The sequence below is a fragment of the Streptomyces bugieae genome (genome assembly GCF_036352915.1).
Classification (GTDB): domain Bacteria; phylum Actinomycetota; class Actinomycetes; order Streptomycetales; family Streptomycetaceae; genus Streptomyces; species Streptomyces endophytica.
On the sequence record NZ_JAZBJP010000012.1, the window covers coordinates 142,279 to 153,976 of the forward strand.

The 11,698-nt window shown below is 73.3% G+C and carries 10 protein-coding genes; 8 read left to right on the forward strand and 2 right to left on the reverse strand.

Annotated features, from left to right (window positions below; genetic code table 11):
• Positions 1-141: 141 nt before the first annotated feature.
• Both V2J85_RS20810 and V2J85_RS20815 read right to left on the reverse strand, forming a co-directional pair.
• Entirely contained in the window at positions 142-783 is a 642-nt protein-coding gene (locus V2J85_RS20810) for a TetR/AcrR family transcriptional regulator (RefSeq protein WP_261955826.1), read from the reverse strand.
• Positions 784-931: 148 nt separating this feature from the next.
• Positions 932-1,150 (reverse strand): hypothetical protein, encoded by a 219-nt coding sequence (locus tag V2J85_RS20815; RefSeq protein ID WP_261955825.1) that lies wholly within the window; start codon positions 1,148-1,150, stop codon positions 932-934.
• 181 nt (positions 1,151-1,331) lie between these two features.
• On the opposite strand from V2J85_RS20815, the gene V2J85_RS20820 reads away from it, so the two are divergent.
• From V2J85_RS20820 to V2J85_RS20855, 8 genes are all read left to right on the forward strand, one after another.
• Positions 1,332-2,351 (forward strand): alpha/beta fold hydrolase, encoded by a 1,020-nt coding sequence (locus V2J85_RS20820; RefSeq protein WP_261955824.1) that lies wholly within the window; start codon positions 1,332-1,334, stop codon positions 2,349-2,351.
• Between the two features lie 218 nt (positions 2,352-2,569).
• Positions 2,570-3,811, forward strand: a complete 1,242-nt coding sequence (locus tag V2J85_RS20825) for a DUF3152 domain-containing protein (RefSeq protein WP_419836813.1) — start codon at positions 2,570-2,572, stop codon at positions 3,809-3,811.
• A 111-nt stretch (positions 3,812-3,922) separates the two neighbouring features.
• Positions 3,923-4,015: an Ms4533A family Cys-rich leader peptide gene (locus tag V2J85_RS20830; RefSeq protein WP_315975453.1), complete on the forward strand. Its 93-nt coding sequence runs from the start codon at positions 3,923-3,925 to the stop codon at positions 4,013-4,015.
• Between the two features lie 193 nt (positions 4,016-4,208).
• A complete protein-coding gene (locus V2J85_RS20835) occupies positions 4,209-5,948 on the forward strand; it encodes an ABC transporter substrate-binding protein (protein ID WP_330822422.1) in 1,740 nt (579 codons plus the stop codon).
• Positions 5,945-6,934, forward strand: a complete 990-nt coding sequence (locus V2J85_RS20840; RefSeq protein WP_330822423.1) for an ABC transporter permease — start codon at positions 5,945-5,947, stop codon at positions 6,932-6,934. Before V2J85_RS20835 ends, V2J85_RS20840 begins: the two co-directional genes overlap by 4 nt.
• Positions 6,931-7,929: an ABC transporter permease gene (locus V2J85_RS20845; protein WP_330822424.1), complete on the forward strand. Its 999-nt coding sequence runs from the start codon at positions 6,931-6,933 to the stop codon at positions 7,927-7,929. Before V2J85_RS20840 ends, V2J85_RS20845 begins: the two co-directional genes overlap by 4 nt.
• Positions 7,926-9,599 (forward strand): dipeptide ABC transporter ATP-binding protein, encoded by a 1,674-nt coding sequence (locus V2J85_RS20850; RefSeq protein ID WP_315975452.1) that lies wholly within the window; start codon positions 7,926-7,928, stop codon positions 9,597-9,599. Before V2J85_RS20845 ends, V2J85_RS20850 begins: the two co-directional genes overlap by 4 nt.
• Before the next feature lie 183 nt (positions 9,600-9,782).
• On the forward strand, positions 9,783-11,489 hold the full coding sequence (locus V2J85_RS20855) for a DUF3492 domain-containing protein (protein WP_261955820.1): 1,707 nt from the start codon (positions 9,783-9,785) through the stop codon (positions 11,487-11,489).
• The last annotated feature ends 209 nt before the right edge of the window (positions 11,490-11,698 follow it).

An 11,698-nucleotide genomic window follows, 5' to 3' on the forward strand; every position in this document is an offset into this window, starting at 1 on the left:
GGCTTTTGTCCCTCCGACGATCTGGGGGTCCCCCAGCACCGCTGGGGGGAGGATGCACGGTCATCCACGCCGTACGCAGCACACATTAGCCCGGTACGGGGACGCACAGGACGCCGTGGACCACGCCCGCAGCGAACAGGGTCAGTGCGTGTCGCTGCCGTGCAGCGGGAAGCCGGCGATGCCCTTCCAGGCGAGCGAGGTCAGCAGGGCCACCGCGGTGTCCCGCGGGACCGTGCTCCCGGAGGAGAGCCAGTACCGCGCCACCACCTGGGAGACCCCGCCCAGGCCCACCGCCAGCAGCATCGACTCGTCCTGCGACAGGCCGGTGTCCTCGGCGATCACCGCGCTTATGGCCTCGGCGCACTCCAGCGACACCTTGTCCACCCGCTCGCGGACCGCCGGCTCGTTGGTCAGGTCCGACTCGAAGACCAGCCGGAAGGCGCCGCCCGGGTCCTCGACGTACGCGAAGTAGGCGTCCATCGTCGCCGCGACCCGCTGCTTGTTGTCGGTGGTCGACTCCAGCGCCGAACGCACCGAGTGCAGCAGCGCCTCGCAGTGCTGGTCCAGCAGCGCGAGGTAGAGCTCCAGCTTCCCCGGGAAGTGCTGGTAGAGCACCGGCTTGCTGACGCCGGCCCGCTCGGCGATGTCGTCCATGGCCGCGGCGTGGTAGCCCTGTGCGACGAAAACCTCCTGGGCCGCGCCCAGAAGCTGGTTCCGCCGGGCGCGGCGTGGCAGGCGTGTGCCCCGCGGGCGCGCCGCCTCGGTCTGCTCGATGGCGCTCACGCTGCCTCCCAGAAATCGTTCCCTACGCGGCCAGTACAAGGTGGTGCACCGCGCCCGCCATCGTACTTTTGGGTAACCCGGCTGTGCGCGGTCCGGGCCGAGAATCTTTCTCCGGCCCCGCCGCGCCAATGCGACATAACGCCCCAGGTCATCGGTATTCGTCTTCGTTGAGCTCGACGACCCGGGCCTGCTCGGCGACGTCCGCCTCGTTCGCGGCGTCCGGGTCGATGCCGTTCAGTGCCTCGTCGCGCTCCTGTGCGAGATCGGCGTACTGCTCCTGGGCGTCCGCCTCCGGCGCCTCCACGTCGAATTCGGCGGTGTCGCTGTCGTCCACGAAAGTGTCCGGGTCGGTCGGGTCGACACGCATGATCGCTGCCTTTCTCGGTGCTGCCTCGCGTGCTCGCTGGGTCGGCTGGTGCCTGGCAGGAAAGCAGCCGGGGCGGCCGCCCCCCTGCCTACGAGCGTAGGAGAGCGGCCGCGACGGCGCGATGCGGTGTGTGACCGCGAACACACGATCGGGGGTGTGATCGTCTCGTAACATCGACCCCATGTCTTCGACCGAGTCGCCGGACACCGCGACCACCGCCCTCCCGGTGCCCCCCGCCGGCCCCGGTCGGCCCGGCGCGGCGGAGGCGGTGCGCACCGTGAACCTCCCGGGCCTGACGCTCACCGTACGGGCGCCGGAGGGGCGGCCCGAAGGACGCGTCGACGGCACGGCGGGGGCGCCCCGGGACCGCGAGCCCGCGCTCTACGTCCACGGCCTCGGCGGCTCCTCGCGGAACTGGTCGGAGCTGATGCCGCTGCTCGCCGACCGGCTGGACGGCGAGGCGCTGGACCTGCCCGGCTTCGGGCACTCCCCGCCGCCGGGCGACGGCAACTACTCCGTCTCCGCGCAGGCCCGCGCGGTGATCCGGCACCTCGACGCGGCCGGCCGCGGCCCGGTCCACCTCATCGGCAACTCCATGGGCGGCACGACGGCCACCCGCGTGGCGGCCGCCCGGCCGGACCTGGTCCGCACCCTGACGCTGATCTCGCCGGCCCTGCCCGAGCTGCGGCCGCAGCGCACGGCCGTGCCCACCGCACTGCTCGCCGTCCCCGGCGTCGCCACCCTCTTCGCCCGGCTCACCCAGGACTGGACCGCCGAGCGCCGCACCCGCGAGGTGCTGTCGCTGTGTTACGGCGATCCCGCAAGGGTGACTCCGGAAGGGTTCGACACCGCGGCCGCGGAGTACGCCCGGCGGCTCGAACTCCCTTATTTCTGGGAGGTGATGGAGCGTTCGGCGCGGGCGCTGGTGAACGCGTACACGCTCGGCGGGCAGCACAATTTGTGGCGTCAGGCCGAACGCGTGCTCGCCCCCACCCTTCTCGTCTACGGTGGACGCGACCGCCTGGTCTCCCTCCGGATGGCCCGGCGGGCGGCCGCGGCGTTCCGCGGTTCGCGGCTGCTGACACTGCCGGAGGCGGGGCACGTGGCGATGATGGAGTACCCGGAGGCGGTGGCGCGCGCCGTCCGCGAGCTGCTCGATTCCGAGATGACCGAAGTGACCGCTGATCCGGGCAGGAGCTGACACGCCCCGTGGGACGTCATAGCCGCCGAGACCGGCCGGAGGCCGAAGACCCCTCGCAGTCCGCGGTGCCGCCCGGCCACGTTCCGCCGGCCGGCCGGGCACCGGCCCCGGGTCCCGGTCCGGGGCGCCGCCGGCGCGAGCCGGCCGGGGGCGACACGGTCCGTGGCGGCCACCCCGAACAGCGCGAACCGGGCGGTGCCTGGGGCGCGTTCCCGGGTGTGCCGACGTCCCCGATGACGCCCGGGGCGCCCGGTCGGACCGCGCCCGGGATGCCCGGGCAGGCCGCGCCGCGGATTCCCCGGCCGCGCGCGGAGATGGCCGGCGCACCGCCGATGGCCGTACCGGGCACCGGGTCCGGCCCGCGGCGGGACTACGTGGACGCCTTCGACGCGCGGCCGTTCCCCCGGCGGCCGGACGGTCCCGGTGACGCTCTCGACGCGGACGGCGCCGACGACGATGTGTTCCGGGCCGGTGCGCCCGGCGCCGTCCGTACGCCCGCCGGATCCGTGGCGTACGGACGGGCGGAGGCGGTCGGCGCACGGGTGCCGGAGCCCGCCGGGCCGGCGGACCGCGGCCCCGACGAGGACTTCCGGGACGACGACTTCCCGGCGGGCGCGGACGCTGCCTTCGACGAGGCGCGGCACGGCGCCCGGAAGGGCGGCAAGGGCCGGACGTTCACCGGCGCGGCGGCCGCCGCGGTCACCACCGTGCTCGCCGTCGTCATCGCCGGCCAGGTCGCCGAGCAGCACAAGGACGGCGGCGACCCGCAGCCGCGCAGCGGCAACGACCGTACCGACGCGGCCGGTGACGAGGCCTCGCGGTCGCACTCCCGGCCCACCCAGGACGCCAAGCCCGCCGGCTACGACGAGCAGATGGCGCAGGCCTTCCCGCTGGACGCGCACCTCACCGCGAGCGGACGCTTCAAGCCGGTCGGCGGGGCCGCCGAGGCGCCCGGCCGCGGCAAGGTGATGCGCTACCGCGTCGACATCGAGGAGGGACTGCCGCTGGACGGCGCGCTCTTCGCCGAGGCGGTGCACAAGACCCTGAACGACGACCGGAGTTGGGCGCACGGCGGACAGCGGACGTTCCAGCGCGTGGCCTCCGGCCCGGCCGACTTCGTGATCACCCTCGCCAGCCCGGGGACCACCGCGAAGTGGTGCGCCAAGTCCGGTCTCGACACGTACGAGGAGAACGTCTCCTGCGACTCGGCGGCCACCGACCGGGTCATGATCAATGCCTACCGGTGGGCGCAGGGCGCCAAGACCTACGGGCCCGACAAGATGCACGCCTACCGCCAGATGCTGATCAACCACGAGGTCGGCCACCGGCTCGGGCACAACCACGAGGCCTGCACCCGGCAGGGCGCGCTCGCCCCGGTGATGATGCAGCAGACGAAGTTCCTGACCACGGACGGCGTGACCTGCCGGCCCAACTCCTGGCCGTATCCCACCGCGCGCTGAGCGGGTGCGCGGGACGGCCGGGCGTGGTGCGCCGGCCGCGCGGCTGAGACGAGGTGTCTCTCATCGTGAGACGCCTTGCCAGGATGCGAACTTCCGTTCCATCATCTGCGCATGCCGCACCGCCACACCACCGACCACGCCGCCATCGAGCTGGCGCTGATCGGCGTGTCCGTGCAGTCCGTGGCCGACATCGACTGTCGCTGAGGCCCACCCGGTTCCGTAGAGGCGCCGCCTCCGGACCGGGGCACTTCCCCGCGTGAACGCGTCCTTCACGGCATGCCCTCATGCCCGCATGCCGTGAGCACCTCCCGTAACGCATCCGCAGGGGCGGCCTCGTGCGCCCACGTACCCCGGCCGCCGCCCCTGCGGGTGCCCCGCTGCGAAAGGCACCCCCGTCATGGCCGAGCCGGCCCGTTCCCGTCATCTTCCCGTCCCCGCCCGCAGAGTGGCCGCGGCCGCGGCCGTCGTCCTCCTCGCCGGCGGCGTGACCGCCTGCGGGCCCAAGGACAGCAGCGCCGACGGCGGAGCCGGAGCCACCCCGCACAAGGGCGGCACCCTCACCGTCCTCAACTCCGAACCGCAGACCGACTTCGACCCGGCGCGGCTCTACACCTCCGGCGGCGGCAAGGTCCCCAGCCTGGTCTTCCGCACGCTGACCACCCGCAACCGCGAGAACGGCGCGGCCGGCGCCAAGGCCGTACCGGACCTCGCCACCGACACCGGCCGCCCCAGCAAGAACGCCACGGTGTGGACCTACACCCTCAAGGACGGCCTGAAGTTCGAGGACGGCTCCCCGATCACCAGCGCCGACATCAAATACGGCATCGAGCGGTCCTTCGCCCCAGAACTCTCCGGCGGCGCGCCCTATTTGCGGGACTGGCTGGTCGGCGGCGAGAAATACCAGGGCCCGTACAAGGACAAGTCCCCGGACGGCCTGAAGTCCATCGAGACGCCCGACGCGAAAACCCTCGTCTTCCACCTCCGCAAGCCCGAGGGCGAATTCCCGCTGCTGGCCACGCAGACCCAGTTCGCCCCCGTACCGCGCAAGAAGGACACCGGCACGAAATACGAGGAGCACCCCGTCTCCTCCGGCCCGTACAAGGTCGTCAAGAACACCGGGGACGGCGAACACGTCGTCCTTGAGCGCAACGAGAACTGGTCGCAGAAGACCGACGAGGAACGCCACGCCTACCCCGACACCGTCGACGTGCGCTCCGGACTCGACTCCTCGGTCATCAACCAGCGACTGTCCACCGGCTCGGGCGCGGACGCCGCCGCGGTCACCACCGACACCAATCTCGGACCGGCCGAACTCGCCCAGATCGGCAACGACAAGGAACTCCGGAAGCGGGTCGGCACCGGCCACTTCGGCTACACCACTTACCTCGCCTTCAACCCGAAGGTGAAGCCCTTCGGCAACCCCAAGGTGCGCCAGGCGATTTCCTACGCCATCAACCGGCAGAGCGTCATCAACGCGGCCGGCGGCTCCTCCCTCGCCGAATCCGCCACCACTTTCCTGCCGCCCCAGAAATCCTTCGGCTACACGCCCTACGACCCGTTCCCGGCCGGAAGGACCGGAAATCCGGCAAAGGCCAAGGAACTGCTGAAGGAAGCGGGTTACAAGAACGGGCTCACGCTCACCCTGACCCACTCCACCGCCAAGAACTTCGAGACCAGCCCCGAGGTCGCCACCGCCGTCCAGGAAGCGCTTGCGAAGGCCGGCATCACCGTCAAGCTGGCCGGCCTGGAGGACAACGACTACAAGGACAAGACCCACAGCATCAAGGACGAGCCCGGCCTGTTCATCGGCCACTGGGGCGCCGACTGGCCCTCCGGCGGCCCGTTCCTCGCGCCGATCTTCGACGGCCGGCAGATCGTCAAGGACGCCTACAACTTCAACCACGCCCAGCTCGACGACCCCGCCGTCAACCACGAGATCGACGAGATCAACAAGCTCACCGACCTGGACGCGGCGGCCCGGCGCTGGGGCGCCCTGGACAAGAAGATCGGCGAGAAGGCGCTGTCCGTCCCGCTGTTCCACCCCGTCTACAAGCGGCTCTACGGCAAGGACGTCAAGAACATCGTGATCAGCGACTGGGACGGTGTGCTCGACATCTCGCAGGTCGCGGTCAAGTGACACAGCGACGAACCACCCGGGAAACCGGTGTGTGGCGGCGGCTGCGCGCCCGCCCGTCGGCCGTCGCGGCCGCCGCCGTCCTCACCGTCCTCGTCCTGCTCGCCCTCGGCGCGCCGCTGCTCGCGGCGCTCGAAGGCCAGGACGCCACCACGTACCACGACGCACTGATCGACTCGGCCCGCGGCGGCATGCCCACCGGCGCGTACGGCGGGATCAGCGCCGACCACTGGCTCGGCGTCGAACCGGGCACCGGCCGCGACCTGTTCGTCCGGCTCCTGCACGGCGCGCAGATCTCCCTGCTCGTCGCCCTCGGCGCCACCGCCGTCCAGGTCCTGACCGGCGTCACGATCGGGCTGGCCGCCGGCTTCGGCAGCCGGCTCCTCGACACCGTGCTGTCCCGCCTCACCGACGTCATGGTCGCGCTGCCGATGCTCGTCCTCGGCGTCGCGCTGACCGCCGTCGTCCCGGCCGGCTTCCCCCGCCCGCTGCTGCTGATCATCGTCATCGGCCTGCTCAACTGGGGCGGCACCGCACGGGTCGTGCGCGCCCAGACGCTGTCGCTGAAGAAGCTCGACCACGTCGCCGCCGCCCGGCTGGCCGGCTGGCGGCCCGCCCGGGTCGCCCGCCGGGAACTCCTGCCCGCGCTCGCCGCACCCGTGATCACCTACGCCGCGATCCTCGTCCCCACCAACATCGTCGCCGAGGCCTCCCTGTCCTTCCTGGGCATCGGCGTCAAACCACCCACCGCCTCCTGGGGACAGATGCTCTCCACCGCCACCACCTGGTTCCGCGCCGACCCGCTGTACGTCCTGCTCCCCGCGGCCTGCCTGTTCGTGACCGTCCTCGCCTTCACCGTGCTCGGCGACGCGGTCCGCGCCGCGCTCGACCCCCGCGAACGCTCCCGGCTGCGGGTCGGCACCCGCGACGGCTCCCGCGGCACACCGGCGGCCCCCGCCGGGCGGACCCCGAAGGGAGCCGCCGCATGACCGGCACCACCGGCTACCTGCTGCGCAAACTCGGCGGCGCGCTGATCGTCCTGTTCCTGCTGTCCGTCCTGGTCTACCTGCTCTTCTACGTCGCGCCCGGCGACCCCGCGAAACTCGCCTGCGGACCGCGCTGCAACGCCGAACAGCTCCACCAGGTACGCGGCCAACTCGGCCTGGACGAACCCCTTCTGACCCGGTACCTGCACTTCCTCGCGGGCCTGGTCACCGGCCGCGACTACTCCACCGGCACCGGCGTGCTGCACTGCCCCGCCCCCTGCTTCGGCCTCTCCTACCAGAACGACCAGCCGGTCACCGCACTGCTCGCGGCCCGGCTCCCGGTCACCGCCTCCCTCGCCCTCGGCTCGATGGTGCTGTGGCTGCTGCTCGGCGTCGGCACCGGACTGCTGTCCGCGCTGCGCCGCGGCGGCACCACCGAACGCGTGCTGACCGTGCTCACCCTCACCGGCACCGCCACCCCGGTCTTCATCACCGGCCTGTTGCTGCTGATGCTCTTCTGCGCGACCCTGCAGTGGCTGCCGTTCCCGTCCTACGTCCCGCTGACCGAGGACCCCGAGCAGTGGGCCTGGAACCTGGTGCTGCCCTGGACCACGCTGGCCCTGCTGGAGTCCGCCAAATACGCCCGGCTGACCCGCTCCTCGACCCTGGAGACCCTGGCCGAGGACCACATCCGCACCTTCCGCGCCTACGGCCTGCCCGAACGGAAGGTCATCGGCCGGCACGCGCTGCGCGGCGCACTCCCACCGGTCATCGCGCTCAACGCCATCGACCTCGGCACGATGTTCGGCGGCGCGATGCTCACCGAGACGCTGTTCGGCCTGCCCGGCATCGGCCAGCTGCTGGTCCACTCCGTCCGCACCGTGGACCTGCCCGTGGTCGTCGGCGCCGTCCTCGGCATCGGCACCGCCGTGGTCCTCGCCAACGCCCTCGCCGACGTCCTCTACGCACTCGCCGACCGAAGGGTCACCCTGACATGACCGGCACCCTGGTCGAGGTCACCGACCTCGCCGTCACCTTCCCGGCCGGCGACGACCCGGCCGGCCGGGCCGGCGTCCGTGCCGTCGACGGGATCTCCTTCTCCCTCGCGCCCGGCCGCGCCCTCGGCATCGTCGGCGAGTCCGGCTCCGGCAAGTCCACCGTCGCCGCCGCCCTGCTCGACCTGCACCGGGGCACCGGCGCCCGGGTCGAGGGCACCGTACGGGTCGACGGGCACGACGTCCTGGCCGCCCCCGAGGCGGAGTTGCGGCGGCTGCGCGGCGGCACCGCCGCCATGATCTTCCAGGACCCGCTGTCCGCCCTCGACCCGTACCACGCCATCGGCGACCAGATCGCCGAGGTCCACCGGGTGCACCGGCCGGACGCCTCCCGCCGCACCGCCCGGGCCCGTGCCGTCGCCGCGCTGGACCGGGTCGGCATCGCGGACGCCGCCCGCCGCGCCCGCTCCCGGCCGCACGAATTCAGCGGCGGGATGCGGCAGCGGGCGCTGCTCGCGATGGCCCTGGCCTGCGAACCCCGGCTGCTGATCGCCGACGAGCCGACCACCGCACTGGACGTCACCGTCCAGGCCCAGATCCTCGACCTGCTGCACGAACTGCGCACCGAGACCGGCACCGGACTGATCCTGGTCACCCACGACCTCGGGGTGGTCGCCGGCGGTGTGGACGAGGTGCTGGTCATGCGCGCCGGCCGGGCCGTCGAACACGGCCCCGTCGGCGAGGTCCTCGGCTCGCCCGCCGCGCCGTACACCAGGGAACTGCTCGCCGCAGTGCCCCGGGTGGACGCCGTACGGCCCCGGCCCGCCGTCCCGGCACCCCGCACGCCCGGCCCGCCCGCGGGCGAACCGCCGCTGCTCGAAGCGGTCGGGCTGCGCCGGGAGTTCGGCCCGCGCCGGGCCCGCACCACCGCCGTCGACGACGTCTCGCTGACCGTACGGGCCGGCGAAACCCTCGGCCTGGTCGGCGAGTCCGGCAGCGGCAAGACCACGCTCGGCCGGATGCTGGTCCGCCTCCTGGACCCCACCGCCGGAACGCTGCGCTACCGGGGACGCGAGATCGGCTCCCTCGGTGAACGCGCACTGCGCCCGATCCGGCGGGAGGTGCAGATGGTCTTCCAGGACCCGGCCTCCTCGCTCAACCCCCGCCGCACGATCGGCGAATCGGTGGCCGACCCGCTCCGCGCCGCCGGCGGGCAGGACGGCCCGGCGATCGTCCGGCGCGCCCGCGAACTGCTGGAACGGGTCGGGCTCGACCCCGACTGGTACCACCGCCATCCGCACGAGCTGAGCGGCGGCCAGCGCCAGCGCGTCGGCATCGCCCGCGCACTGGCCCCCGGCCCGCGGCTGCTGGTCTGCGACGAACCGGTCTCCGCCCTGGACGTCACCACGCAGGCACAGGTGATGGAGCTGCTCGGCGAACTCCGCCGGGAACTGGGCCTGTCGCTGGTCTTCATCGCCCACGACCTGGCGGTCGTCCGGGCGGTCAGCGACCGGGTCGCGGTGATGCGGTCCGGGCGGATCGTCGAGGAGGGGCCGGTCGACTCCGTGTACGAGGACCCCCAACACCCCTACACCCAGGGGCTGCTGGCGGCCGTTCCGGTGCTCGATCCGCAGGCCGCGGCGGACCGGAGGGTGTTGCGCGCCGCGGCGTAGCGATCACATAGCGCGTCGAAACGCCCCAAGAGGCGGAAAGTTACGTGCTTTCACCCCTTCCGGTGGCGCGACGGACAACCGTCCATCGCGCCACCGGGCCTTTTGCATAGCGTCATCCTGCAGGTCGACGGCCGTACGGCCGTCGCGTCAGGGAAGCCGACATGGGAGGACGGGGGTGCCGCCGTGCGCATTGGGCTCCTCACCGAGGGTGGCTATCCGTACGCGCCGGGTGAGTCGCACGCGTGGTGCGACCGGCTCGTACGCGGGCTCACCGGCCACGACTTCGAGATCTACGCCCTGCGCGCCGACCCCCGTAGGGAACGCGGCCGGCCCGTCCTGCCCGGGCACGCCCGGGTGCGCCACGCCCCCCTCTGGGGCGACTTCCCCGCCGGGCACCACCGGGCCGCGGACGAGCGCCGCGGCCGCCTACCCGGACGGCGGGCCCGCCGCCGCTTCGCCGAGCACTTCGGCGACCTGGTGACCGCGTTCGCCTCGACACCCCCCGAAAACGCCCTGACCAGGAAGGCGGACCGTTTCGCCAGCGGTCTCTACGGACTCGCCGAACAGGCCCGCGACGGCGGCGGACTGCCCGCCCTGCTGCGCTCCGAGGACGCCGTGCGCCGACTGGAATCGGTCTGCCACGGCCCCCGGGCCCTGCCCGCCGCGCACGGCGCCCAGGTGGGCGACCTGCTGACGGTCGCCGACCGGCTCGAACGCACCCTGCGCCCGCTGTCGCTGGACTGGTACGGCGACGGGGACACCCCCGGCCTCGACGGCGCCGACCTCTGCCACGCCACCTCCGGCGGAGCGGCCGCTCTCCCCGGTCTCCTGGTCAAACGCTTCTTCGGTACCCCTCTCCTGGTCACCGAGTGCGGCGTACGGCTGCGCGAGCACTACCTCGCGCGCGCCGCGGCGCCCTTGAGCGCCCCGGTGCGCGCTCTGCTCGCCGCCTTCCAGGGCGCACTGACCGCCGAGACCTACGCCCAGGCCGCCCTGATCACCCCCGGCAACACCCACGCCCGCCGCTGGCAGGAGCGCTGCGGCGCGGACCGGGAGCGGCTGCGCACGGTCTACCCGGGCATGGACGCCGCGCCGTTCGCCGCCGTCGCGGACGCCGCGGCCGACGACTCCAAGACCCTGGTGTGGGTCGGCGCGGTCGAGCCCGCCAAGGACCTCATCGCGCTGCTGCACGCCTTCGCCGAGGTCCGCCGGGCCGAACCCGAGGCCACCTTGCGGATCATCGGCGGCCTCGGCCGGGACCCCCGGGCAGCCGGCTACCTCGCCCACTGCCGGGCGCTGGCCGCCCAGCTCTTCCCGGACGAGGCGGCCGACGCGGTCACCGTCGGCGAGAACCCGGTCAGCTTCGAGGAGATCGGCAGCCCCGACGCGCCCACCCCGGCGGACGCCTACGCCTCCGCCTCCGTAGTGGTGCTCTCCAGCGTCGTCGAGGGCTTCCCGCGCTCCCTGGTGGAGGCGATGTTCTGCGGCCGCGCCACGGTGTCGACCGACGCCGGTGCGGTCTGCGAAGTCATCGGCGGCACCGGGCTGGTGGTCCCGCCGCGCAACCCCCGCGCGCTCGCCGAGGCCTGCGGCGCGCTGCTCCGCGACCCGGAACGCAGGGCGCGGCTGGGTGCGGCCGCCCGGTCCCGGGCGCTCGAATTGTTCACCGTCGAGCAGAACACCGCGGCATTTCGTGGCATCTACCTGGAGCTGATCTCGCACGCCCCGGCCCGCCCGGACGGCGCCCGGGACCGGGACGCGCACGGCGTACCGCAGCCGTTCGCCCGGCCCGCCGAATCGCACGTCCCCGGCCGCTGGGCCGGCACCGGCGCGGCCGCCCGGACCGGCCCCGCACCGGCCGGCCGGACGCCGAGCTGGGCGGTGCCATGAGCGGCGAGGGACGGGGCGGAGCGGCCCACGGACCAAGAGGGCGAGAGGCGGCCGCGGTGGGCGTGACGGAGAGGAAGGGGTGTCGGCAGTGGTGACAGGTGTGCTGGACGTGATGTGCGCGATGGGGGTGGTGGGTGTGGCCCTGGTGACGGGCATGGCCGATGTGGCCCACGCCGGCAACCGGGACGGCCTCCGCCGCCGCCCGCCCC